Below are 24,018 nucleotides of genomic sequence, written 5' to 3'. Positions count from 1 at the left end.
AGTCGCACCTTTCCCTGGCGCGCCCGGGAGGGTAAGCACCAGGGCGTGAAGAACCTGGCCGTCGAGAACCTCCCGCCGTCGTCCCCTGAAACTGACTCGGCCCCGCCCTCCGATGTCTCCGTCGAGGACGTGCGCCGCGCCACGGCGCTGCTCAACACGCTCGCCAAGCACCGCGTGCTCTTGCACCGCCTCCCGGATGAGGACCACCACGCCCTGCTGGCCTCCGCGAGCCGGCTCGTCTACCCGGACAAGGCCTCGAAGAACCGGCTCCAGAGCGCGCTCAAGAAGGAGCGCAAGGACGCGCAGCGCGCCAACGACCGGGCCGTGCGCTCCAGCACGGAGATCCGCATGCTGCGCAAGGCGCCGGTGCTCAGCCTGCCCGCGCTGCCCGCGCCGCCGCCGGAAGCGACCCCGGAGCGCCTGCTGGAGGTGCCGCGCAAGTGCTACGTGTGCAAGGGGGAGTACCGCAAGCTCCACTTCTTCTACGACGCCATGTGCATCCCGTGCGGGGACCTGAACTACGCCCGGCGCACGCAGCGCGCGGACCTCAAGGGCCAGGTGGCGCTCATCACCGGCGCGCGGGTGAAGATTGGCTTCCAGGCGTCGCTGATGCTGCTGCGCTCGGGCGCGACCGTCATCGCCACCACGCGCTTCCCCCAGGACGCGGTGCACCGCTACGCGCGCGAGCCGGACTTCTCGGACTGGGCCCACCGGCTCCAGGTGCACGGCCTGGACCTGCGACACGCGCCCAGCGTGGAGCTGTTCGCGCGCCACATCGAACAGACGCACGAGCGGCTGGACATCCTCATCAACAACGCCGCGCAGACCGTGCGCCGGCCACCGGGCTTCTACCAGCACCTACTGGAGGGCGAGCTGAGCGACGCCGGCACCCTGGAGCCCAAGCTGCGCGCGCTGCTCGCGGGCCATGAGGCCTGCATCTCCGCGCTCCGTCCCGCGCTGGGCCCGGGCGATATGGGCAACACGTCACTGCCCGTGGCGACCTGGCGCAGCGGCGACCCGGCGTTGGGCATCCACTCCTCCGCGGCGCTGTCCCTGATGCCCTACGCCATGGAGCAGGAGGGCGACACGCGCGCCCTCTTCCCGGAAGGCCGGCTGGACGCGGACCTCCAGCAGGTGGACCTGAGGGCCACGAACTCCTGGCGCCTGCGGCTGGGGGAGGTGCGCACCGCGGAGATGCTGGAGGTACACCTGGTGAACGCGGTGGCGCCCTTCATCCTGTGCGGGAAGTTGAGGCCGCTGATGCTGAAGGACCGCTCGCGGCCGGGCCACATCGTCAACGTGTCCGCGATGGAGGGCAGCTTCTCCCGAGGGACGAAGACGGACAAGCACCCGCACACCAACATGGCCAAGGCCGCGCTGAACATGATGACGCTGACGTCCGCGCCGGACTACGCGCGCGACAACATCTTCATGAACGCGGCGGACACCGGCTGGGTCACCGACGAGGACCCCGCTCATCATGCCGAGCGCAAGGTGCAGGAGCTGGACTTCCAGCCCCCACTGGACATCCTGGACGGGGCCGCGCGCATCGTGGACCCCGTCATCACCGCCGTGAACACCGGCGAGTACGTCTGGGGCAACTTCTTCAAGGACTACCGCCCCACGAACTGGTGAGCCCCGGCCCTCAGCGCAACGCGCCCCAGTTGTAGGTCGCGTTGCTCCCGCCGGTCAGCACGCGCCAGTACGTGCCTTGATAGCCATACGTGTCCTTGATGGCCTTGTAGCCGCTGGACACGTTCCAGTCGTTGGGGCTCGTCGTGCCCAGGTTGTAGACAAGCGAGTCGCCCCAGATGGAGTAGATGGCCCACGGGCGCGCGTCCAACTCAGACACCGTGCCGTAACGGCTGTCACCCCAGCGCACCGGGAGCTTGTCCGTCTCCGCCAGCATGCGCGGTTTGTTGTAGCCCGCGAGCCCCGTGTAGAACTGGGCCGGGAAGTAGGGATTGCCGTGGTAGATGTCCACGCCCACCACGTCCACGCGGTCGTTGCCCGGGTAGTAGTTCCACGGGTCCCCGCCGTAGGTGCCGTCCCACTCGTACGGCGACCAGACGAAGAGGAGGTTCTTCAAACCGCGCGTCTTCACCAGGTAGTCGTGCGTGATGTTCCAGAGCTGCTTGTACTGAGCGGGGTCCTGGTTCGCCCACCAGAACGGCGACGCGCTCCCCTTCTTGTTCATCTCGTGGAAGGGGCGGTACAGCACCGGCACGCCCTGCTGCTGGAGGTACTCGAGCTTGTCCGCCGCGAAGGACAAGTCCCGCAGCAGCGCCTGGTACTCCGCCGTGTTGGCCTGCCAGTTGATGACCCGGCCGAACCAGTTGTAGTCCATCCATGACTGCCGGAAGTTGTTCGGCCAGCTCTTCACGGATGCGCCCGGATAGGACATGTGGAAGCTGAACCCCACGATGCCCTCGCCGTAGCTGAAGCGGTCTCGCGCGAAGCCCACCGCATAGTCCACGTAGGCTTCCGCGTACGTGTTGCGGTAATTGCCCGGCCCGAAGTCGAACTCCACGAAGCCTGGACGGCGGCCGGAGATGTCCCCCACCTTCACCCAGTACTCGCCCGCGTAGGCTTCCTTCTGGGCCTCGCAGTGCTGGCCCATGATGGTCTGCTTCGTCCCGCCGTCGCGGCTGTTGTTCTCCAGGTCCGTCAGCAGGTTGTAGACCTTCTGCGCCTGCGCCGTGGGGCCGGGCGTGCTCAACGTCCGGGACACCTGGGCGCTCGCGCGGCCCGCGCCCAGGCACAGCACCAGCGCGGCCAGAAGGAAGGAGAGGGATGGCTTCGGGGGGACGTGCGTCACGCGAGGACCTCCAGTGGCTGCCCGGGGAGCAGCCAGGGTGTCACCTCTCCTGCGCGAATTGCATGAATTTCAGCTTAGGCGCATCTGTCCACCGGCGTGCGGGCGGGTTTGCAAGGGCCTGGATTCACTGCCAAAGGGCCGCTCCGGTGCTATCAAGCAGGCCACCATGCCTGAAACGCCTTCGCCCCTGTTCAACGCGGTCCCCGTGGAGATGGACTTCCCGGCCGAGGAGCGCCGCATCCTGGCCTTCTGGAAGGAGCGCGGCATCTTCGAGAAATCGCTCAAGGCGAACGAAGGCAAGCCCTCCTTCGTCTTCTACGAAGGCCCGCCCACCGCGAACGGCCTGCCCCACAACGGCCACGTCCTCACGCGCGTCATCAAGGACCTGTTCCCGCGCTACCAGACCATGCGAGGCCACTACGTGCCGCGCAAGGCGGGCTGGGACACGCACGGCCTGCCGGTGGAGGTGGAGGTGGAGAAGGAGCTCCGCATCCACGGCAAGGCGGAGATTGAGAAGTACGGCGTGGAGCCCTTCACGGAGCGCTGCATCGAGTCCGTGTTCCGCTACACGGGGGAGTGGGAGCGGCTGACCCAGCGCATCGGCTTCTGGGTGGACCTCAACGAGGCCTACGTCACCTATCACCGTGGCTTCGTGCAGAGCGTGTGGTGGGCGCTCTCCGAGCTCTACAAGAAGGGCCTGCTGTACCAGGGCCACAAGGTGGTGTGGTGGTGGCCGCGCGGCGGCACCGCGCTGTCCGCCGCCGAAGTAGGCCTGGGCTACAAGACGGTGGACGACCCCAGCGTCTACGTGGCCTTCCCCCTGCGCGATGCTCCGGACACGTCGCTGCTCATCTGGACGACGACGCCCTGGACGCTGCCGTCCAACATGTACGCGGCGGTGAACCCGTCCGTGGACTACGTCACGGTGGACGCGGGCGACCGCAAGCTCATCCTCGCCGCGGCGCTGCGCGAGGAGCTGGCCAAGAAGCTGAAGAAGGACCTGCCCGTGCTGTCCACGCAGAAGGGCAGCGACCTGGTGGGCAAGCGCTACACGCCGCCCTTCGACACGTACTTCGCGAAGGAGGCGGACGCCACGCTGCCCCTGAAGGACGGCGGACAGGACACGGTGGGCTGGCGCGTGATTCCGGCGGACTTCGTCACGCTGGACAGCGGCACGGGCATCGTCCACACGGCGCCCGCCTTCGGCGAGGACGACTACAAGGCCTACCGCAAGGACGCCACGCGCTTCCAGGACCCGGACGCGCTGGGCATGCGCTGCGCGGTGAAGCCGGACGGCACGTTCTCGGAAGAGGTGCCGCTCGTCGCCGGCCGCTTCGTGAAGGACGCGGACAAGGACCTGCAGCGCAACCTGAAGGAGCGCGGGCTGCTCATCCACACGGAGCAGTACCGCCACGAGTACCCCTTCTGCTGGCGCGCGGACGAAGACCCGCTCATCCAGTACGCCCGCCCCGCCTGGTACATCCGCACCACCTCCGTCATCGAGCAGGCCAAGGCCAACAACCAGCAGGTCAACTGGGTCCCGGAGAACATCAAGGACGGCCGCTTCGGCGACTTCCTGGACAACAACGTGGACTGGGCCCTGTCGCGCGAGCGCTACTGGGGCACGCCGCTGCCGCTGTGGATCCACTCGGAGACGGGTGAGACGGAGGCCGTGGCCTCCATCGCGGAGCTGCGCCAGAAGCCGGGCAACAACGTGGCCGCCGTGGAGGCGGAGCTGAAGGCGTTCCTCGCCGGCAAGCCGCACGAGTCCAACGCGGAGCACCTGCTGGTCCACAAGCCGTGGATCGACAAGGTCACGTACGAGAAGGCCGGCTCCGGTGGGAAGTTCCAGCGCGTCCCGGAAGTGGTGGACGTGTGGTTCGACTCCGGCTGCATGCCCTTCGCGCAGTGGGGCTTCCCGCACGCGGAAGGCAGCAAGGAGACCTTCAACCGCGCGTTCCCGGCGGACTTCATCTCGGAGGCCATCGACCAGACGCGCGGCTGGTTCTACTCGCTGCTGATGGTGAGCACGCTCCTCTTCGACGAGGAGACGCAGAAGCGCATGGGCCTGACGCCCAAGCGTGAGTGGCCCATGCCGTACAAGAGCTGCATCGTGCTCGGCCATGTCTCCGACAAGGAGGGCAAGAAGGAGTCCAAGTCCAAGGGCAACTACACCCCGCCGGAGATCATCCTGGACGAGGTGCGCATGGACTTCGCGGTGCTCACCGCCACGGAGGCCGGCGTCCCGGCGGAGCCCGGCGTGGCGCTCATCGCGCGCGAGGACCTGGAGGGCCTGGACACGCAGGAGGGCGCGAAGGTGCTGCTCTTCCGCCCGGACCGGCCGGACGCGCCCGTCAGCGTCACCGTGAAGGTGCACAAGAAGCTCAAGCGCCGCGTGGTGCTGCTGGCGCCGCAGGAGCTTGAGCAGCTGGGCGTGAAGCCCTCCGCGCGCGGCGTGGACGTGATGCCGGTGGAGGTGCCCCGGCTGGCGGCCACCGAGCGCGTGGTGCTCAAGGACCCCGCCACCAAGGCGCCGGGCGCGGACGCGTTCCGGTGGTTCTTCTACGCGGCCAGCCCCACCTGGTCCAACACGCGCCACTCGCTGGCGAACGTGCGGCTGTTGCAGAAGGACTTCCAGGTCAAGCTGCGCAACGTCTACTCGTTCTTCACCATCTACGCGAACATCGACGGGTTCAACCCGGCGAAGGGCACCGAGTCCAGCACGGAGGCCCCGTGGCTGGCCATCCGCAAGAGCCAGGGCTGGCGCGAGGTGAAGGCCCGGCCGGTGCTGGACCGGTGGATCCTCTCCGAGGTGCAGCTCACCCTGCGCGACGTGGCCAAGGCGCTGGACACGTACCAGGTCTACGACGCGGCCCAGCGGATGGTGGCGCTGGTGGACGCGCTGTCCAACTGGTACCTGCGCCGCAGCCGCGAGCGCTTCTGGGCGCCGGGCTTCGAGCAGGACAAGCAGGACGCGTACTTCACGCTCTACGAAGCGCTGACGACCATCACCGCCATGTCCGCGCCCTTCATCCCGTTCTTCGCGGATGACATGTGGGGCAACCTGGTGGGCAAGCCGTGGGGCGCGGCGCAGCCGGAGAGCGTGCACCTGGCGAGCTTCCCGGACGTGGACGCAAGCCTCATCGACGAGGGGCTGGCCGCGGAGATGGGCGCGGTGCGCGAGCTGGTGTCGCTGGGTCTCAAGGTCCGCACGGACAACCGGCTCAAGGTGCGCCAGCCGCTGTCGCGCGCGGACGTCATCCTGTCGCGCCGCGAGCTGACGGAGCGCGTGGCGGTGTACCAGGCGCTCATCAGCGACGAGCTGAACGTGCACACCGTGAAGTGGGTGGAGCCGGGCAGCCCGGAGGCGGACGTGGTGCGCTACCGCGTGCGTCCCAACCTGCGCGCCATGGGCAGCCGGCTGGGCCCCAAGCTCGCGCCGGTGCGCAAGGCGTTCGACTCGGGGGATGGCCGCGCGCTGCACCAGGAGCTGCTCCAGACGGGCAAGGTCGCCCTGAACGTGGGCGGCGAGGACATGGTCTTCCCCGCCGAGGAGCTGGAGACGCTGGTGGAGGCACAGCCGGGCTACGCCGCCGCGGGCGGAGGCGTGGGCGTGGTGGTGATGCACACGCAGCTCACGGAAGCCCTGGTGGACGAAGGCCTGGTGCGCGAGCTGCTGGCGCGCGTGCAGGGTTCCCGCAAGGACATGAACCTGGGCTACACCGACCGCATCCGCCTGTGGGTGGACGGCGATGACCGCGTGAAGCGCGTCGTCGACGCGGCCCGCGACGAGATTGCCCGCGAGACGCTCGCCTCCGAAATCCACGTGGGCCCCGAGGGGCTCACCGGCACGGAGGAGGAGGCCAGCCTCAACGGCCTGCCCGCGAAGCTTCGCGTCGAGCGCGCCTGAAACCCGGACCTCCGGATAGCAGGGAAAGACAGCTCCGGGTAATCCCATACCCGGGGCCGTAAATACAGACATCCGGTGTGACGCGGCGAGGACCGGGAGGGCGTGGGCGACTCCCGGCTTGCCGCCTCAGGGGGCGCGTGTTACGCGACAGGGCGTCCCCCTGATTTCGCAAATCATTCTCAACATGCCCACTTTGTTCCGCAGCCGTCCGCGCAGCCTCGTCCCGGGGGCGCTGCTTGGCGCCTCCATCTCCCTCCTCGCCTCCCCTGCCCTGGCGCAGGAGCCCGCCGCGCCCCAGGAGGCCCCGGCTCCGGAGACCCCGGCGCCCGCGCAGGCCTCGAACCCGGAACCCGGCGCCGCGCCCGCGGACGACGGCGTCTACGACCTGCCCACGGTGGTGGTGGAGAGCGAGCGCGCCAACGGCCCGGTGCAGGGCTACACCGCGCGCCGCAGCGGCAGCGGCACGAAGACGGACACCGCGATTGGCGACACGCCTCAGTCGGTGTCGGTGGTGGGCCGGGCGCAGATGGACGCGCAGCAGGTGCAGTCCGTGACGGAGGCCACGCGCTACACGCCGGGCGTGCGCTCGGACACGTTCGGCGCGGACCCTCGCAACGACTGGTTCCTGATTCGCGGCTTCACGTCCCAGGAGGGCGGCTACTTCCTGGACGGGCTCCAGCTGTACTCCAGCAGCTTCGCCACCTGGCGCCTGGAGACCTTCGGCCTGGAGCGCGTGGAGACCGTGCGCGGCCCCTCGTCCGTGCTGTACGGCGGCACGTCTCCGGGCGGTCTGCTCAACATGGTGGGCAAGCGTCCGCCGGTGGAAGGGCACATCCGGCACGTGGAGCTGAGCGTCAACGAGTTCGCCAACGGCTACGCGGCCGTGGACTTCGGCGGCGCCATCGACTCGGGCAATCACTGGCGCTACCGGGTGACGGCGCTGGCGCGCGGCGGCGGCACGCAGGTGGAGGAGACGGACAACAACCGGCTCTTCATCGCGCCGGCCCTCACCTGGGCACCGTCGGACAATACGGCGCTGACGCTGCACGGCAGCTTCCTGGCGGACCGCACGCAGGGTCAGAACTTCCTGCCGTACGTGGGCACCGTGGTGGACGCGCCCTATGGCCGCATCCCCACCGACCTCTTCACCAGCGACAAGAGCCTGGACCACTTCCAGCGCAACCAGTCCTGGGCGGGCTACGAGTTCTCCCACCGCTTCAACGACACCTTCACGCTGCGGCAGAACCTGCGCTACGCGCACCTGGACCTGGACTTCCAGACGCTCTACGGCGTGGGCTACGTGGGTGAGCCGGCGGACGCGCAGCTGTCCCGCGGCAACTTCGTCACCCGGCCGACCGCGAACCTCTTCTCGGTGGACACGCAGGGCGACGTGCGGTTCAGCACCGGCCCCGTGCGCCACCTGGTGCTCGCGGGCGTGGACTTCAAGAACTACGTGCTGAACGACGAGCAGGGCTACGAGGCCGGCGCGCCGCTGGACCTGCTCAACCCCGTGCGTGGCGACTACACGCCCACGGAGTCGCGCTACACGCTGAACCAGTCCACGCAGAACCAGTTGGGCGTCTACCTCCAGGACCAGCTGCGCATCGGCGACCGGCTGAGCCTGGTGCTGAGCGGGCGTCATGACTGGGTAGGCATGGACGTGGACAACGAGCTCGCGCCCACGGCCAACTACGACGGCAGCGAGAGCGCCTTCAGCGGCCGCGCGGGTCTGCTCTACCGCTTCGACTTCGGCGTCGCGCCGTACGTCAGCTTCTCCAAGTCGTTCAACCCGGTGGCCGGGACGAAGTCGGACGGCTCGATCTTCGAGCCGGAGAAGGGCCAGCAGCTTGAAGCGGGCGTGAAGTACCAGCCGGATGCGTTCCCGGTGCTGGTGGGTCTGTCGGTGTTCGAGCTGAAGCGTCAGAACTTCGTGACGACGGACGGCTCCTTCAACCAGCTGCAGATTGGCGAGGTCCGTTCGCGCGGCTTCGAGGTGGAGGCCAACGCCACGCTGATGCACGGGCTGAGCCTGATTGGCTCCGCGTCGCTGTACTCGCTGGAGATCACCGAGGGCGCGGACTTCGAGCTGGGCAAGCGCCCGGTGGGTGTGCCGGAGGTGCTGGCGTCGCTGTGGCTGGACTACACGTTCCAGGACGGAGCGCTGCGCGGCTTCGGCGCGGCGGCGGGAGTGCGCGGCGTGGGCAGCTCCTTCGCGGACCGCGAGAACACGCTGGACGTGCCGGGCTTCACGCTGGTGGACGCGAGCGTGCACTTCGAGCGCGGCCCGTGGCGAGCGGCCGTCAACGCCTCCAACCTGGGCGACAAGACCTACGTGTCCTCGTGCAGCTCCGCGACGGCCTGCTTCTACGGCGAGCGCCGCCGCGCGTCCGCCACGGTCGGCTACACCTGGTAGCCATCACGCAGGCCTGAAGGGTCCTTCCGGAAGCCTCACCGCCGGAAGGGCCTGAAGCCATCACACACTGCGGAACCCCTGGGGCCTTCGCCTGGCACGTCTCCGCCAGCGAGGGCCGCAGTCGTTCCCGGGGGCCGCGCCTCGAGATTCCGGAAGCGCCACGGTCGCGCGTTGACGGGACGGCTCCCGAGCGCCAGGCCCGCGCAACGAAGGTTGTCCCCCTGGGTGAGAAGGTAAGAACCCCGACGGGGCGCCCCGCCGGCGGCGCACCGAAAAAACCTGTCCGACAGTCGGACAAGTCTTGAAGCCCATGGCGCGGGGGCTCCGCTCCGCCCGGGCAGCGGAAACCTGTCCGACTGTCGGACAAGTTTTGAAGTCCGAGGCCCGGCGGCTCCGCTCCACCCGGGCAGCGAGAACCTGTCCGACTGTCGGACAAGTTTTGAAGTCCGAGGCCCGGCGGCTCCGCTCCACCCGGGCAGCGAGAACCTGTCCGACTGTCGGACAAGTCTTGGAACCGCATGTCCAGGGTGAGCCCCTGCCCCCCGCCGAGCAGCGGAAACCTGTCCGACTGTCGGACAAGTTCTGGAACCTCATGCCCAGGGCGGGCCCCTGCCCCCTCCGATGCAGCGGAAACCTGTCCGACTGTCCGACAGGCTTTGGAAGCCCACGTCCAGGGAGGGCCTCCGTCCCGGCCGATGCGCGGAAACCTGTCCGACTGTCCGACAGGTTTGGCGGACCGCGTCGGGCAGGGGACGGACTGCATGGGAGTCCGGGGCCCGGCGCGTCCCGCGCGCATGTCAGCCTCTGTGATTACGCTTTGACGAGGGGCCCTTCGGGCGCGGCGCCACCGGACACGGGCTCCGCCGTCTTGCGCCTGCGCACACCCCACGCGAGCCCGCCGCACCCCAGCGCCATCGCGGCCAGGAACGCTTCCGCAATGAACACCGGTGGCAGACCACGCGACAGCGCAGTGAACAGGTTCGCGTCCTGCGTCACCACGTCGCCCACCACCACCGCGCCGAACAGCACCGCGGCCGCGGCGCTCAGCACGCTGCCCACCCGGCGCGACGACCCTCGCGGCACGAGCGCGATGACCACCGCGAGCGCCCACGCGCCCAGGAACAGGCCGAACTCCCAGTCGCCCCGCCGCACCAGCGCCCACGGCAGCACGCGGTTCGCGGCGCAGTACACCGCCGTGCCGAATGCGAGCCCCGCGGAGACGCCCACCGTCAGCCGCTCCAGCACGCGGTTGCCCCTATGCGTGCGCAGCGGGTCCCGGCGCTCCAGCCAGATGAGGTTTCCCGTGACGAGCACCGCGCACATCGCCAGCGCGAGCAGCGCATAGAGCGGCTTCATCAGCGCCTCCGCGAACCGGCCCGCGTGCAGGTCGAAGAGCAGCCGCTCAAAGGAGAAATTCGGCGTGCGGGACTCCACGCTCGACCCGAACGTCTCTCCACTCACGCTGTCCACGTGCGCGAAGTGGTCCGGCCCCAGCGGGGACAACTGGAAGTACACGCCCGCCCAGCCGCGCGCGTCGCCGTAGTCGTGAAGCTCCACGTAGCGGGGCGTGCCCTCCGCGCCAGGCACCGACGCGCGCGCCCGGTCCACCACCGTGTCCAGCGACAACATGGGCGCGTCCTTCCCCGCCGCCTCCCGCACGGGCACGCTGTAGCCGCGCAGCTTCGTCACCCGGTCCGCCTGCCCCCGGTACACCACGCTCCCGAAGCCCTGCGCCGCCAGCCCCGCCATGCACAACACCGCCCCCGTCCACGCCAGCATCGCGGTGAACGGCAGCCCGAAGATGCCCAGCACCTTGTGCGCGTCCGACGCGGAGAAGCGCGGCTTCGCCGTGGGCCGGAAGCGCCACCACTGCGCGCGCAGGTCCTTCAGGTGGATCCACAGGCCGCTGACCAGCGCCACCAGCAGCGCCACCGACACCAGCCCCGTGAACTCCATCCCCCAGGGCACCCGGTAGAAGAAGTGCATCCAGTACAGTTCGCTCGCCAGCCGGCTGCGCTCCGGCAGCGAGGTGCCGGTGACGGGGTCCAGCCACAGCACGCGCATCCCCGTGGGCTCGAAGAGGTACGCGGTGATGAACCGCGTCTCCTCGTGCGTGAGCATCCCCACGTGAGCGCCGCGCGGCAGCGGCCCCTGCTCGCGCACCCGGTCGAGCATCAGGTCGAACGACGGCGGTGACTCCGAGGGCGGCGCGACGTGGAGCGCGGGCTCCTGCCACACCTCCAGCTCCTCACGGAACATCGCGAAGACGCCACAGAAGAAGATGACGAACAGGAACAGGCTGGCGACGACGCCCGCCCACGCGTGCAGGTCGAACTGGATGCGGAACGTCCGGGGCGACAGCTTCATCGCGGCCCCCGCACGGCCAGCGCGACGGCCACCGGCACCACCACCGCCAGGCACACGCCCCACGCCACCCGGCCATTCCGCGCCAGCGGCAGCGCGCACGCGAATCCCACCCACACGGGCAGCACCACGTGGAAGCCCAGCGCGAAGGCCCACGGCCCCGACACCGGCAGGAACGCCATCACCGCCGCGCCCACCGCGAACGCCGCGAGCGGAGCCCCCATCACCGTCGCCAGCGTCCGCGCGACGGAGTGGTTCGCCGCATTGTTACCGCGACCCGCGCTCATCGCCCCACGCCCATCAGCGCCACCGGCACCAGTCCCGCCACGCCACTCGCCCACGCGAACGTGCGCGCCCGCGAAGGCCGGGGCGAGAGCACCAGCACCAGCACCGAGGCCGCCGTCATCGCGAGCACCAGCAGCACCAGCAGCCCCGCCACCCACCCGAAATCACCCACGCAGCACCCCAGCGACGCGAGCCCCGGCACGGCCGCGAGCCACCGCGCACGGCCACCCACGCCCATCCACGACACCGCCGACACGCAGAAACACAGCGCGGCGAGGCTCAACATCGCGTCCACCGCGCGACCCCGTCTCTTGACTCGAAGTTGATAATGACTTGCATCCTCACGAGTGCCCCCAGGCCTGTCAAGGCAGGCGGAAGGCACCCGTGCTCACGGTGCAAGCGTCGACGCACGAACACCGTGCGCGCACCGCGCTTCCAGGAAATGCGGCACTCCGGATGATGGCGGGATGAGCGAAGCCGCGACCTTGAAGGGCAGCTGTCACTGCGGTGCGACGCGGTTCAAGGTGACCGTGCACCCCAAGGACGTCACCCGCTGCAACTGCACGTTCTGCTCCAAGCGCGGCGTGCTCTGGGCCTACTACGAGCCCGAGCAGGTGACGTTCACGCGCCGCGAGAACGTGGCCACCTACGCGCGCAACGAGCCCGTGGCGCACCACCACTGCCAGCAGTGCGGCTGCGGCACGTGGACGGACACGCCCGTCTGGGAAGACAACGCGCCCGTGCCCGGCAGGTTCAAGGTGGGCCTCAACGCGCGCCTGTTCGACGACTTCAATCTGGACGCGGTGCGCGTGAGGTTCGTGGACGGCCGCAACCTCTGGTAGCCGTCAGAAGCGCGGGGCCGGAGCGCGGGCCTCCGGGAAGTCGGTGGACACGGAGAGGTCCTTCCACTTCTGGTCCTCCGCCTTGAGCGCATCCAGCTTCTGCTGTGACAACTCGAACGCGTCGCTGCCCAGCACCAGGTGCAGCGGCGGGGACTCCATCGAGGCCACCTGGAGCAGCACCTGCGCCGCGCGGTCCGGGTCCCCCGCCTCCTTGCCCGTTCGCGAACGCATGTGCTGGGCCACCACGCCCACCGTGGGCGCGTACTCCGGCCGGAACTCCGGGATGGTCATGGACGCTCCCGCCCAATCCGTGCGGAAGCCACCCGGCTCCAGCACCGTCACCTTCACGCCGAAGGGCGCGGTCTCCTTGGCCAGGACCTCGGAGAGGCCTCCCACTGCCCACTTCGCGGCCTGATACGCGCCCAGCCCCGGCGTGGACAGGCGGCCTCCCACGGAGGACACCTGGATGATGTGCCCGGAGCGCTGCTCGCGGAGCACCGGCAGCGCGGCCCTCGTGACGTTCAGGACGCCGAAGAGGTTGGTGTCGAGCTGCGAGCGGAAGTCCTCGTCCGTCACCTGCTCGATGGGCGCGAGGCTGCCGTAGCCCGCGTTGTTCACCACCACGTCCAGGCGGCCGAACGCATCCACTGCTGCCTGTACGGCGGCCCTCGCCTGCTCGGGGTTCGTCACGTCCAGCGCCACCGCGCGGACCCGGTCCCCGTAACGCTCCACCAGGGAAGCCAGCTGCTCCGGCTTGCGCGCCGTGGCCACCAGGCGGTGCCCGGCCGCCAGCACGGCCTCCGCGAAGCTGCGTCCCAGGCCTCGGGAGGAGCCGGTGATGAGCCAGACACGGGACGTCTCAGGGGTCGCACTCATGTCAGGAAATCCTTTCAACTAACCAGTTGGTTACATGGATATATTGGCCCTCCTGACAGGGTGCAACCCGGAATGGTCTGGGGCATGGTGGGCAGGCATGGCTGGAGACGCTCAGAAGACCCGGCAGCGCCTGCTGGAAGCGGCCGCGGCGGAGTTCTCGGAGAAGGGCATCGCGGGCGCGCGCGTGGACCGCATCGCGGCGGCGGCCGGCTGCAACAAGGCGCTCATCTATTCGTACTTCGGCAGCAAGGAGCAGCTGTTCGACGCGGTCTTCGAAGCGCACGTGGCGGAGGTGGCGCGCGAGACGCCCATTGACGCGGCGGACCTGCCCGCCTACGCGGGGCGGCTGTTCGACGGCTTCCAGACCCGGCCCCAGGTGCTGCGCCTGGCCACCTGGTACGAGCTGGAGCACGGCCCCTCCGTGGACATCCCGGAGCCTGTCGCGCGCAGCAACCAGCACAAGGCGGCCGCCATCGCGAAGGCACAGAAGGAGGGGCTGGTGTCGAAGCACTTCGCCGCGGACGAGCTGCTGGCGCTGGTGCTGGCCCTGTCCAAGACGTGGGCCTTCCCGCTGTCGTACTGCGCCACGGCCACCCCGCCCACACCCGCGGAGATCCGCCGGCGGCGCCGCTCCGTAGTGGAGGCGGTCCGGCTGCTGGTGTCGCCCGTCAGTCCCACCTCGTGAACCACGTCAGGGCGCGGGCTTGAACATGAACTTCCGCCTTCCCTCGAACGCTGGCCACAGCATGCTGGAAGGGAAGGTCCGCCGGGCCGTGTCCCTGGACTCGGAGCCCTGCCTGCTGATGGAGCTGCGAAGCACCGGCACCTGCTTCCGCAGGGACAATCATGACTTCATGGAGGTCGTGGAAGACTTCGACCTCCGGCTGCCACAGGTCGTGGTGCTCCGCTCCCACTTCGACGCGCTGCTGCGAGCACTCCGGCAATGGCAGGTCACCCAGGAGCCGTTCAGCCTGGACCTGGACCATGGACGGGACGTCACCTGCACCGTCGAGGTCCGTCCCCACTCGGATGCGGCCAGCGACCGGTGGAAGCCGGACTTCACCCTCGTCTACGCGAGCCCGAAGGCGCGCATCGAGGTCAACTTCAGCGTGGACGCATCGTGCCTGCTGGAGTGGACCGAGGGCCTGGAGCAGGCCGTGGCCATTCCTCACTGAGGGCCGCCGGAGGACGCGTCGTTCAGGGGCTGTCAGGACATCATGTCAGGCGCAGTACTGACGTGCTGCGACACATTGCCCACATATTGAGACTCATCGCGAAGCGGTGTTAGCCTCGCAATGGCTTTCAACCCGGAGGGCACATGCGCGGGATTATTTCAGCGTTGATGTTTGGGCTGCTCATTGGCTGTGGTGGCGCCATGGAGCCCGCGGCCGTGGATGACACGGCGAACCAGACGGCTCCCGACGTCACCTCCTCGGTATTGCTTGAGTGCGAGGAGTTGGATGGCATGTCCTGTCCGTCTGCTGGGGCCAACCCGCGTCAGTGTATCCGCCCCGGGGGTGTGGGCCATGCCTTCTGCTATTGCGACGGGGAAGGGTACGATTACTGGCGCTGCTATTACTGAAACCGGGACCCGCGGCTCACGCTGAAGTCTGACGCGTGGCCGCACGCCGATACGCTCCGGGCCCCACGCCCCAGCGGCGCTTGAAGGCCTTGCTGAAGGCAGGCGCGCTTTCGTAGCCGGCGCGCTCAGCGATGGTGTCCAGGCTGTCGTTGGATTCATGCAGCCAGCGCGCGGCGCGGATCATCCGCCATTGGGCCAGGTAGTGCAGCGGTGTCTCCCCCACCAGCGAGTGGAAGCGCGCGGCGAACCCGGAGCGCGACACGCCCACGGACCGAGCCAGCCGCTCCACCGTCCATGGGGTGCCGGGCTGTTCGTGCATCAGCGCGAGTGCGTTTCCGATGGCGGGGTCGGCCAGCGCCTTCCACCCCGCCTGTTTCGTTCCCCCAAGTGACGTCTGGGCCCGCAGCGCGTGGACGAGCAGCACGTCCGCCAGCCGGCCCAGCACCAGCGCGCTGCCCGGCCCCGGCAGGGCGGTCTCCGCGGTGATGAGCTGCGCGCTCGCGGACGGGAAGTCGCACGACACCGCGCATGTCATCACCGGCCCCCAGGCGCTGAGCTACGACGACCTCGCGGCCATCCTGTCCCGGGTGTCGGGCCGCTCCATCCGGCACGTGCACGTGACACCCGACGAGGCACAGCGGCACCTTCAGGACTCCGGCATGCCGGAAACCTACGCGCGCTTCCTCACGATGCTCGACACGCTCATCCGCGACGGGGCGGAGGACCGCGTGACGGACACAGTGCGGCGGGTCACCGGCCGCGCTCCACGCGACTTCGAATCATTCGCCCGGGCCCACCTGGACGTCTGGCGTTGAGTCCAGGGTCGAGCGCAGGGCATCCATGCCCACGGAGGCAATGACGATGAGGGCCGTGAACGCGAGGAAGGCCCCGAGGATCATCATCGGCAGCTTCACCCAGAAGGGCGTGCGGTCCCACGGGCGTCCCGTCACGAGGCCCGTGAGGCCCGCGATGAACCAGGCGGCGCCCAGGAAGAACGTGGGTATTGCCAGGAGCTGGGGCAATACACCGTTGCCGTCAAAGCCCAACCAGACCAGCACCCCGATGATGACGGCGCCTAGCAGCACCAGTCCCGCGCCCTTCGCCAGGGTCCGCAGCGCCCGAATCCGCACGGCGCCCGGCGTGAGCGGCGCCCCGGTGCTGCCCGTCTCGGAGGACAGCCGCCGCACCCCATCCAGCAGGAGCTGGCCTTCGAGGTCGGGCTCGCGCGACGGGGACTTCGTTTCGGGGTTCATTGCCCGCGAATCTATCGGTCTCCCCTCATTGTCCGCCATCGCACGCGCCGCGCCGCCGCCTGGAGAGGATGTCCGCTGGAGGGCAGCCGTCCTTCCCTCCGGGCGGGTTGAGGGCGGGGGCCCCCGGCCGCACGTTGGAGCCCCCACCCCTCCGGGCCTGTCCGGCGGTCCTTCGCATGAGCACGCCGCCTCCTTCCGCTCCGGACACCTCTCACGAGGCGCCGCCCCCTCGCCGCCGCATCCGCTGGGGATGGCTCCTGCTGCTCGCGGGCCTGGTCATCGCGGCCATCGTCGCCGCGCAGCTCCACCGTCCCCACACCTCCAGAGCCACGGCCGCCGGCGGGCATGGCGGCGCGGATGGAGGCGCGGGTGCGCACGGCCCGAGGCCCGTGGTGACGGCGCAGGCGACGACGCGCGACGTGCCCGTGTCGCTCGTGGGCCTGGGCGCGGTGACCCCCACCGCTTCCGTGGCCGTGCACTCACGGGTGGATGGACAGCTCATGCGGGTGGCCTTCCAGGAGGGCCAGCACGTCGAAGAAGGCGACCTGCTGGCGGAGCTCGACCCGCGCCCCTATCAGAGCCAGTTGGAGCAGGCCCACGGCCAGCTCATCCGCGACGAGGCGCTCCTGGAGAACGCCCGGCTGGATCTGCGCCGCTACACCGTCCTCGTGGAGCAGGACTCCGTCGCGCGCCAGCAACTGGACACCCAGCGCGCCCTCGTGCGCCAGTACGAGGGCATCGTGAAGGCCGACAAGGGCGCGGTCGCCGCCGCCAAGGTCAACCTCCTCTACACGCGCATCACCTCGCCCGTCCCCGGCCGCGTCGGCCTCCGGCTCGTCGACCCCGGCAACATCGTCCATGCGTCGGACACGAACGGCATCGTCATCGTCAACACCCTGCAGCCCATCACGGTCATCTTCTCCATCCCCGAGGACCGCGTGCCGGAGCTCCTGGAAAAGCTCAACGCGCACCAGCCCCTCACCGTCCAGGCCTATGACCGCGGCGCCCAGCGCCTGCTGGCGACCGGGACGCTGCTCACGGTGGACAACCAGATCGACCCCAACACCGGCACCGTGCGGCTCAAGGCGACGTTCCCCAACCGCGACTCGCGGCTGTTCCCACAGCAGTTCGTCAACGCGCGGCTCATCATCGAAACCCTGCACGGGGCCACCATCGTGCCCACCGCCGCGCTCCAGCACGGCGTGCATGGGACGTTCGTCTACGTCGTGCAGCCCAACGACACCGTCAGCCAGCGCGCGGTGGTGACCGGCCCGGCGGACGGCGACGACACCGTCATCACCCAGGGGCTGCGGCCAGGGGAGGCCGTGGTGGTGGAGGGCGCGGACAACCTCACTGACGGCGCGGCCATCCGGCGCCAGCACGCCCCGGGCACGGGCCCCGGAGTGGGTGGCAGCGGAGCCGGGGGAACCGACGGCGGCCCGGGTGCCGCGGACGGAGGGCGCTGATGTCCGAGCCCTTCATCCTGCGGCCCATCGCGACGTCCCTGCTGATGCTGGCCCTGCTGCTAGGCGGCGTGCTGTCGTACCGCCTGCTGCCCGTGTCCGCGCTGCCGGAGGTGGACTACCCCACCATCCAGGTCCTCACCTTCCAGCCGGGCGCGAGCCCGGACGTGGTGGCCTCGGGCGTCACCGCGCCCCTGGAGCGGCAGTTCGGGCAGATGCCCGGCCTCAACCAGATGACGTCGTCCAGCTCCAGCGGCGCGTCCGTCATCACGCTCCAGTTCACGCTCCAGATGAGCCTGGACATCGCGGAGCAGCAGGTCCAGGCCGCCATCAACGCCGCCAACAACCTGCTGCCCACCGACCTGCCCAACCCGCCCATCTACAACAAGGTCAACCCCGCCGACACGCCGGTCATCACCCTGGCCCTCACGTCCAACACCGTGCCGCTCACCCAGGTGGAGGACCTGGCGGACACGCGCATCGCGCAGAAGCTCTCCCAGCTGTCCGGCGTCGGACTCGTGAGCATCAGCGGCGGCCAGCGCCCCGCCGTCCGCATCCAGGCCAACGGGCTCGCGCTGGCCTCGCACGGGCTGACGCTGGAGGACGTCCGCAACGCCGTCGCCGCCGCCAACGTGAACAGCCCCAAGGGCGGCTTCGACGGTCCCCGCCAGGCCTACACCCTCAACTCCAACGACCAGCGCCTGTCGAGCAAGGAGTACGCCCCGCTCATCATCGCGTACCGCGACGGCGCCCCCCTGCGGCTGTCCGACGTGGCGCACGTCTTCGACGGCGCGGAGAACGTACGGCAGGCCGCCTGGGCGGGGACCACGCCCGCGGTCATCCTCAACGTGCAGCGCCAGCCGGGCGCCAATGTCATTGCCGTCGTGGACAGCGTCCGCCAGCTGCTGCCCCAGTTGCAGTCCACCCTGCCCGCGACGGTGAAGGTGTCCGTGCTCAGCGACCGCACCACCACCATCCGCGCCTCCGTGCGCGACGTGCAGCACGACCTGATGTTCTCCATCGCGCTCGTCGTGCTCGTCATCTTCCTCTTCCTGCGCAACGCCTCCGCCACCTTCATCCCCAGCATCGCCGTGCCGCTGTCCCTGGTGGGCACCTTCGCCGCCATGTCGTTGCTGGGCTTCTCGCTCAACAACCTGACCCTGATGGCGCTCACCATCGCCGCGGGCTTCGTCGTCGACGACGCCATCGTGATGATTGAGAACATCAGCCGCTACATCGAAGACGGCATGCCTCCCATGGAGGCCGCGCTCAAGGGCTCCAAGCAGATTGGCTTCACCATCGTCTCCCTCACGGTGTCGCTCATCGCCGTGCTCATCCCCCTGCTCTTCATGGGGGACGTGGTGGGCCGCCTGTTCCGCGAGTTCGCCATCACCCTGGCGGTGACCATCCTGCTGTCCGCGGTCGTGTCCCTGACCCTCACGCCCATGCTCTGCTCACGCCTGCTGCGCCGTCACCGGCCGGAAGAGGCCCACCGCTTCGAGCGCGTCGTGGGCGGTGCGTTCGACCGCCTGGTCGGCCACTACGACGTCGCGCTGACGTGGGTGCTGGGTCACCGCGCGCTGACGATGCTCGCCGCCGCGGTGACGCTCGTGCTCACGGGCCTGCTGCTCTACACCATCCCCAAGGGCTTCTTCCCCGTCCAGGACACCGGCGTGCTCCAGGGCATCTCCCTGGCGCCCCAGTCCATCTCCTTCCCCGCCATGTCCGAGCGCCAGCAGGCCCTGGCCCGGGTGGTGCTGGAGGACCCGGCCGTGGAGGGGCTGTCGTCCTTCATCGGCGTGGATGGCACCAACACCACGCCCAACAGCGGCCGGATGCTCGTCACCCTCAAGCCGCTGGCGGACCGCGACGCCTCCGCCACGGAGGTCATCCGCCGCCTCCAGCCAGCGCTGGACGGCGTGCCCGGCATCTCGCTGTCCCTGTCACCCGTGCAGGACCTCACGCTGGACAGCCGCGTGAGCCGCACCCAGTACCAGTACAGCCTCGGCTCCCCGGACGAAGCGGCGCTGGAGACCTGGACCCAGCGGCTCGTCGCCCACCTGCGCACGCAGCCCGAACTGACGGACGTCTCCAGCGACCTGCAGAACGGCGGCCTGCGGCTCAACGTCACCCTGGACCGGGACACCGCCGCGCGGCTGGGCATCACGCCCCAGCAGATCGACAATGCCCTCTACGACGCCTTTGGCCAGCGCCAGGTGTCCACCATCTTCACCCAGCTCAACCAGTACCGCGTGGTGCTGGAGGTGCATCCCTCGCTCCAGCGCGTGGACACCGCCCTGCGGTCCGTCTACCTGCAGTCCGCCACCGGCGGCGCCGTGCCCCTCGCGTCCATCGTCCGCGTGACGCCGGGAACGGGGCCGCTCAGCGTCAACCGGCAGGACCAGTTCCCCGTCGCCAACGTCTCCTTCAACCCCGCGAGGGACGTGTCCCTGTCCCAGGCGGTGAGCGCCTTCGATGGGGTGCGGGAGAAGCTCCAGATTCCCGCCTCCGTGCAGACCGCCTTCGCGGGCACCGCGCGCACGTTCCAGGACTCGCTCAAGAACGAGGGCTTCCTCGTGCTGGCGGCCGTGGTGGCCGTCTACCTGGTGCTGGGCGTGCTGTATGAATCCTACGTCCACCCGCTCACCATCCTGTCCACGCTGCCGTCCGCGGCCATGGGCGCGCTGCTGGCGTTGAGGGTGTGCGGGCTGGAGCTGGGGATGATCGCCCTCATCGGCATCATCCTGCTCATCGGCATCGTGATGAAGAACGCCATCATGATGATCGACTTCGCGCTGGAGGCCGAACGCCTGGAGGGCAAGGCCCCCCGGGACGCCATCCACGAGGCGTGCCTGCTGCGCTTCCGCCCCATCCTGATGACCACGATGGCGTCCATGCTGGGCGCCGTGCCCCTGGCCCTGGGCGGGGGCATTGGCGCGGAGCTGCGCCAGCCCCTGGGCATCGCCATCATCGGCGGGTTGATGGTCAGCCAGTTGCTGACGCTCTTCACCACCCCGGTCATCTACCTGGGCTTCGCGGGCCTGTCGCGCAGGGTCCAGCACCTGCGGCGGACCTCCGTCCCCGCGCCGCCGCGGAGCCCGGCATGAACCCCTCCGCGCTCTTCATCCGGCGCCCGGTGGCCACGTCGCTGCTGGCGCTGGGCATCGCGCTCGTGGGGGCGCTGGCCTTCAACCTCCTCCCCGTCGCGCCGCTGCCCCAGGTGGAGTTCCCGACCATCAGCGTGCAGGCGGCCCTGCCGGGGGCGAGCCCGGAGATCATGGCCACGTCGGTCGCCACGCCGCTGGAGCGGCAGCTGGGCCGCATCGCGGGCATCACCCAGATGACGTCGTCCAGCAACCTGGGCGCCACCAGCATCGTCGTGCAGTTCGACCTGTCGCGGAACATCGACGGGGCGGCGCGCGACGTCCAGGCCGCCATCAACGCCGCCCGGGGCAACCTGCCCACGAACCTGCCCAACAACCCCTCCTACCGGAAGGTGAACCCCGCGGACGCGCCCATCATGCTGTTGGCGCTCACGTCGCCCCACCGGGGCCGGGGCGCGCTCTACGACCTGGGCTCCACCCTCCTCCAGCAGCAGGTGTCCCAGGTGACGGGCGTGGGCCAGGTGCTGGTGGGCGGGGGCGCGCTGCCCGCGGTGCGCGCGGAGGTGAACCCCACCGCGCTGGAGAAGTACGGCCTGGGACTGGACGCGGTCCGCACCGCGCTGGGCGCGCAGAACGCCAACCGCCCCAAGGGCCAGCTGGAGGATGGGCCCCGGGCCGTCCTGCTCACCGCGGATGATCAGATCCTCCGCGCGGAGCAGTACCGGCCGCTCGTCATCGCCTACTCCAACGGCGCAGCCGTGCGGCTCCAGGATGTGGCCCACGTCAGCGACGACAACGTGGAGGACGTGCACAGCCTGGGGCTCGCCAACGGCAAGGAAGCCATCATCCTCATCATCTTCAAGGAGCCGGGGGCCAACGTCATCGACACGGTGGATGCGCTCCAGGCGCGGCTTCCCGAATTCAAGGCCATCCTGCCAGCGGACGTGGACCTGACGGTGATGATGGACCGCACCACCACCATCCGCGCGTCGCTGCGCGACGTGGAGATGACGCTGCTCATCTCCATCGGGTTGGTCATCCTGGTGGTGTTCGCCTTCCTGGGCAACCTGCGCGCCACGCTGATTCCCAGCGTCGCCGTGCCGCTGTCGCTCTTGGGCACCTTCGCGGTGATGAAGCTGCTGGGGTTCAGCCTGGACAACCTGTCCATGATGGCGCTCACCATCTCCACCGGCTTCGTGGTGGATGACGCCATCGTGGTGCTGGAGGACATCGAACGGCACATCGAGGAAGGCCTGTCCCCCATGGAGGCGGCGCTGCGCGGCGCGCGCGAGGTCGGCTTCACCGTGCTGTCGATGAGCATCTCCCTCATCGCCGTCTTCATCCCCCTGCTGCTCATGCAGGGCATCGTGGGCCGGCTGTTCCGCGAGTTCGCCGTCACGCTGTCGGTGGCCATCCTCATGTCGCTGGTGGTGTCGCTCACCGTGACGCCCACGATGTGCGCCCGGCTGCTGCGGCCCAAGAAGCCCCGTCGCTCGCGCTCCTCCTTCCACCCCTTCACGCGGCTGAGCGCGGGCTATGCCCGCAGCCTGTCCTGGTCCCTGGGACACCCGGGGTTGCTGCTGCTGCTCACCTTCGCCGCCGTCGCGCTCAGCGGCTTCCTGTTCGTCGTCATCCCCAAGGGGTTCTTCCCGCAGCAGGACACCGGCCGGCTCACCGCCAGCATCCAGGCGGAGCAGGACATCTCCTTCGCGGCGATGCGCCAGAAGTTCACCACCTACGTGCGCATCATTGGCGAGGACCCGGCGGTCCAGGCGGTGGCGGGATCCATTGGCGGCTCCGGCCCCAGCGGCTCCTCCAACGCGGGCACGCTGTTCATCACGCTCAAGCCGCTGGAGGAGCGCAAGCTGTCCGCGGACGCCGTCATGGGGCGGCTGCGGGGCAGGCTGCTGGCCGTGCCCGGTGCCACGGTGTACCTCCAGTCCGCGCAGGACCTGGTGATTGGCGGGCGGCAGGGTAACGCGCAGTACCAGTACACCCTGTCCTCGGACACGCTGCCGGTGCTGAACGCGTGGGCGCCGCGGGTGCTGGAGCGGTTGCAGCGGGTGCCCGGGATGCTGGACGTCAACAGCGACCAGCGCGACCACGGGCTCGAGACCAACGTCGTCATCGACTACGACACGGCGGCGCGCTTCGGCCTCACGGCCCAGCAGATTGACGGCGTGCTGTACGACGCCTTCGGCCAGCGGCAGGTGTCCACCCTGTACACCAGCCGCAACCAGTACCACGTGGTGATGGTGGTGCAGGCGGACTTCTGGCAGCGGCCGGAGAGCCTGCGCCACATCTACGTGACGAGCGCGGCCGGACAGCAGGTGCCGCTGTCGGCGTTCGCCCGCTTCGAGGACGCGAGCACGCTCCTGTCCGTCAACCACCAGGGCCAGTTCCCGTCCGCGACGGTGTCCTTCAACCTGGGGCCGGGGACGTCACTGGGCCCCGTCGTCACCCAGATTGAAGCGGCCGTGCGCGACATGGGCCTGCCGGCGGAGGTGCACGGCAGCTTCAGCGGCACCGCCCAGGCGTTCCAGGCCTCGCTGGCCTCCGAACCCATGCTCATCGCCGCGGCCCTGTTCGCCGTCTACATCGTGCTGGGCATCCTCTACGAGAGCCTCATCCACCCCATCACCATCCTGTCCACCCTGCCGTCCGCGGGCGTGGGCGCGCTCCTGGCCCTGCTGCTGTTCAAGCTGGACCTGTCCATCATCGCCCTCATCGGCATCATCCTGCTCATCGGCATCGTGAAGAAGAACGCCATCATGATGATCGACTTCGCGCTGGTGTCGGAGCGCGAGGGCCAGCTGGGTTCGCGCGACGCCATCTTCCACGCCGCGCGGCTGCGGCTGCGCCCCATCCTGATGACGACGATGGCGGCGCTCCTGGGCGCGCTGCCGCTGGCGCTGGGCACCGGCGTGGGCTCCGAGCTGCGCCGGCCGCTGGGCATCGCCATCGCGGGGGGGCTGTGCGTCAGCCAGCTCCTGACGCTCTACACCACCCCGGTCATCTACATGACCCTGGACCGCCTGGGCCGGCGCGTCCGCGAGTGGCGAGCGCGCCGCTTCGCGCCCCGCCGGGCCTGAGGCCAGGATCTGGAGC

At 69.5% G+C, this 24,018-nt stretch carries 17 protein-coding genes; 10 read left to right on the top strand and 7 right to left on the bottom strand.

The annotated features are described in order from the left end of the window. The first annotated feature begins 45 nt into the window (after nucleotides 1–45). On the top strand, nucleotides 46–1,635 hold the full coding sequence (locus D7X99_RS04830; protein ID WP_121776686.1) for an SDR family NAD(P)-dependent oxidoreductase: 1,590 nt from the start codon (nucleotides 46–48) through the stop codon (nucleotides 1,633–1,635). Nucleotides 1,636–1,645: 10 nt separating this feature from the next. Here the strand turns inward: D7X99_RS04830 and D7X99_RS04825 are convergent, their stop codons facing one another. After that, nucleotides 1,646–2,818: a glycosyl hydrolase gene (locus D7X99_RS04825; RefSeq protein WP_121753177.1), complete on the bottom strand. Its 1,173-nt coding sequence runs from the start codon at nucleotides 2,816–2,818 to the stop codon at nucleotides 1,646–1,648. Between the two features lie 166 nt (nucleotides 2,819–2,984). Here D7X99_RS04825 and ileS point away from each other — a divergent pair, with 166 nt between their 5' ends. Then, entirely contained in the window at nucleotides 2,985–6,728 is a 3,744-nt protein-coding gene (ileS, locus tag D7X99_RS04820; protein ID WP_121776685.1) for an isoleucine--tRNA ligase, read from the top strand. 184 nt (nucleotides 6,729–6,912) lie between these two features. Further along, nucleotides 6,913–9,141 carry a TonB-dependent siderophore receptor gene (locus D7X99_RS04815; RefSeq protein WP_121776684.1) on the top strand — a complete coding sequence of 743 codons (2,229 nt, stop codon included), beginning with the start codon at nucleotides 6,913–6,915 and terminating at the stop codon, nucleotides 9,139–9,141. An 810-nt stretch (nucleotides 9,142–9,951) separates the two neighbouring features. Here the strand turns inward: D7X99_RS04815 and D7X99_RS04810 are convergent. Genes D7X99_RS04810 through D7X99_RS04800 form a run of 3 tightly spaced genes read right to left on the bottom strand, consistent with a single transcriptional unit; the run spans nucleotide 9,952 to nucleotide 12,076 of the window. Beyond that, entirely contained in the window at nucleotides 9,952–11,508 is a 1,557-nt protein-coding gene (locus D7X99_RS04810) for a PepSY domain-containing protein (RefSeq protein ID WP_121776683.1), read from the bottom strand. Beyond that, nucleotides 11,505–11,792, bottom strand: a complete 288-nt coding sequence (locus tag D7X99_RS04805; RefSeq protein WP_121753173.1) for a hypothetical protein — start codon at nucleotides 11,790–11,792, stop codon at nucleotides 11,505–11,507. The genes D7X99_RS04810 and D7X99_RS04805 overlap by 4 nt, the downstream gene beginning before the upstream one ends. After that, nucleotides 11,789–12,076: a hypothetical protein gene (locus D7X99_RS04800; protein ID WP_121753179.1), complete on the bottom strand. Its 288-nt coding sequence runs from the start codon at nucleotides 12,074–12,076 to the stop codon at nucleotides 11,789–11,791. Before D7X99_RS04800 ends, D7X99_RS04805 begins: the two co-directional genes overlap by 4 nt. A 181-nt stretch (nucleotides 12,077–12,257) precedes the next feature. On the opposite strand from D7X99_RS04800, the gene D7X99_RS04795 reads away from it, so the two are divergent. Next, nucleotides 12,258–12,632, top strand: coding sequence for a GFA family protein (locus D7X99_RS04795; protein WP_121753172.1), 375 nt, complete (start codon nucleotides 12,258–12,260; stop codon nucleotides 12,630–12,632). Nucleotides 12,633–12,635: 3 nt separating this feature from the next. Here the strand turns inward: D7X99_RS04795 and D7X99_RS04790 are convergent, their stop codons facing one another. Further along, nucleotides 12,636–13,508, bottom strand: a complete 873-nt coding sequence (locus tag D7X99_RS04790; RefSeq protein ID WP_121753171.1) for an oxidoreductase — start codon at nucleotides 13,506–13,508, stop codon at nucleotides 12,636–12,638. Between the two features lie 97 nt (nucleotides 13,509–13,605). Here D7X99_RS04790 and D7X99_RS04785 point away from each other — a divergent pair, with 97 nt between their 5' ends. Next, the gene (locus tag D7X99_RS04785) at nucleotides 13,606–14,193 is read left to right on the top strand and encodes a TetR family transcriptional regulator (protein ID WP_121776682.1); all 588 of its coding nucleotides are present in this window, start codon (nucleotides 13,606–13,608) and stop codon (nucleotides 14,191–14,193) included. A 61-nt stretch (nucleotides 14,194–14,254) separates the two neighbouring features. Then, the gene (locus D7X99_RS04780; RefSeq protein ID WP_147476027.1) at nucleotides 14,255–14,683 is read left to right on the top strand and encodes a hypothetical protein; all 429 of its coding nucleotides are present in this window, start codon (nucleotides 14,255–14,257) and stop codon (nucleotides 14,681–14,683) included. A gap of 423 nt (nucleotides 14,684–15,106) precedes the next feature. On the opposite strand, the gene D7X99_RS04770 is transcribed toward D7X99_RS04780, so the two are convergent. Continuing rightward, the gene (locus D7X99_RS04770) at nucleotides 15,107–15,613 is read right to left on the bottom strand and encodes a helix-turn-helix domain-containing protein (RefSeq protein WP_233604976.1); all 507 of its coding nucleotides are present in this window, start codon (nucleotides 15,611–15,613) and stop codon (nucleotides 15,107–15,109) included. Between D7X99_RS04770 and D7X99_RS04765 the strand changes: the two genes are divergently transcribed. Next, entirely contained in the window at nucleotides 15,576–15,905 is a 330-nt protein-coding gene (locus D7X99_RS04765; protein ID WP_199756318.1) for a hypothetical protein, read from the top strand. The two genes, D7X99_RS04770 and D7X99_RS04765, sit on opposite strands and share 38 nt — an antisense overlap. Here the strand turns inward: D7X99_RS04765 and D7X99_RS04760 are convergent. Then, the gene (locus D7X99_RS04760; protein WP_121776680.1) at nucleotides 15,870–16,343 is read right to left on the bottom strand and encodes a hypothetical protein; all 474 of its coding nucleotides are present in this window, start codon (nucleotides 16,341–16,343) and stop codon (nucleotides 15,870–15,872) included. The two genes, D7X99_RS04765 and D7X99_RS04760, sit on opposite strands and share 36 nt — an antisense overlap. Before the next feature lie 176 nt (nucleotides 16,344–16,519). Between D7X99_RS04760 and D7X99_RS04755 the strand changes: the two genes are divergently transcribed. The 3 genes from D7X99_RS04755 to D7X99_RS04745 are packed head-to-tail and all read left to right on the top strand — an operon-like array spanning nucleotide 16,520 to nucleotide 24,002. Beyond that, nucleotides 16,520–17,809 (top strand): MdtA/MuxA family multidrug efflux RND transporter periplasmic adaptor subunit, encoded by a 1,290-nt coding sequence (locus tag D7X99_RS04755; protein WP_158626926.1) that lies wholly within the window; start codon nucleotides 16,520–16,522, stop codon nucleotides 17,807–17,809. Then, on the top strand, nucleotides 17,809–20,913 hold the full coding sequence (locus D7X99_RS04750; protein ID WP_121753165.1) for a multidrug efflux RND transporter permease subunit: 3,105 nt from the start codon (nucleotides 17,809–17,811) through the stop codon (nucleotides 20,911–20,913). The genes D7X99_RS04755 and D7X99_RS04750 overlap by 1 nt, the downstream gene beginning before the upstream one ends. Next, nucleotides 20,910–24,002, top strand: coding sequence for a multidrug efflux RND transporter permease subunit (locus D7X99_RS04745; RefSeq protein ID WP_121753164.1), 3,093 nt, complete (start codon nucleotides 20,910–20,912; stop codon nucleotides 24,000–24,002). The genes D7X99_RS04750 and D7X99_RS04745 overlap by 4 nt, the downstream gene beginning before the upstream one ends. Nucleotides 24,003–24,018: the final 16 nt, after the last annotated feature.

Source organism: Corallococcus sp. AB032C, from assembly GCF_003668935.1.
GTDB lineage: Bacteria > Myxococcota > Myxococcia > Myxococcales > Myxococcaceae > Corallococcus > Corallococcus exiguus.
This window is presented reverse-complemented; position numbering and strand designations above follow the sequence as displayed.

What these genes read in the sequence shown, in the direction of transcription:
- D7X99_RS04790 (WP_121753171.1), bottom strand. Translation starts at nt 13,508, where the DNA reads ATGAGTGCGACCCCTGAGACGTCCCGTGTCTGGCTCATCACCGGCTCC.
- D7X99_RS04765 (WP_199756318.1), top strand. Translation starts at nt 15,576, where the DNA reads ATGAGCTGCGCGCTCGCGGACGGGAAGTCGCACGACACCGCGCATGTC.
- D7X99_RS04805 (WP_121753173.1), bottom strand. Translation starts at nt 11,792, where the DNA reads ATGAGCGCGGGTCGCGGTAACAATGCGGCGAACCACTCCGTCGCGCGG.
- D7X99_RS04760 (WP_121776680.1), bottom strand. Translation starts at nt 16,343, where the DNA reads ATGAACCCCGAAACGAAGTCCCCGTCGCGCGAGCCCGACCTCGAAGGC.
- D7X99_RS04750 (WP_121753165.1), top strand. Translation starts at nt 17,809, where the DNA reads ATGTCCGAGCCCTTCATCCTGCGGCCCATCGCGACGTCCCTGCTGATG.
- D7X99_RS04795 (WP_121753172.1), top strand. Translation starts at nt 12,258, where the DNA reads ATGAGCGAAGCCGCGACCTTGAAGGGCAGCTGTCACTGCGGTGCGACG.
- ileS (WP_121776685.1), top strand. Translation starts at nt 2,985, where the DNA reads ATGCCTGAAACGCCTTCGCCCCTGTTCAACGCGGTCCCCGTGGAGATG.
- D7X99_RS04815 (WP_121776684.1), top strand. Translation starts at nt 6,913, where the DNA reads ATGCCCACTTTGTTCCGCAGCCGTCCGCGCAGCCTCGTCCCGGGGGCG.
- D7X99_RS04800 (WP_121753179.1), bottom strand. Translation starts at nt 12,076, where the DNA reads ATGTTGAGCCTCGCCGCGCTGTGTTTCTGCGTGTCGGCGGTGTCGTGG.
- D7X99_RS04785 (WP_121776682.1), top strand. Translation starts at nt 13,606, where the DNA reads ATGGCTGGAGACGCTCAGAAGACCCGGCAGCGCCTGCTGGAAGCGGCC.
- D7X99_RS04755 (WP_158626926.1), top strand. Translation starts at nt 16,520, where the DNA reads ATGAGCACGCCGCCTCCTTCCGCTCCGGACACCTCTCACGAGGCGCCG.
- D7X99_RS04780 (WP_147476027.1), top strand. Translation starts at nt 14,255, where the DNA reads ATGCTGGAAGGGAAGGTCCGCCGGGCCGTGTCCCTGGACTCGGAGCCC.
- D7X99_RS04745 (WP_121753164.1), top strand. Translation starts at nt 20,910, where the DNA reads ATGAACCCCTCCGCGCTCTTCATCCGGCGCCCGGTGGCCACGTCGCTG.
- D7X99_RS04810 (WP_121776683.1), bottom strand. Translation starts at nt 11,508, where the DNA reads ATGAAGCTGTCGCCCCGGACGTTCCGCATCCAGTTCGACCTGCACGCG.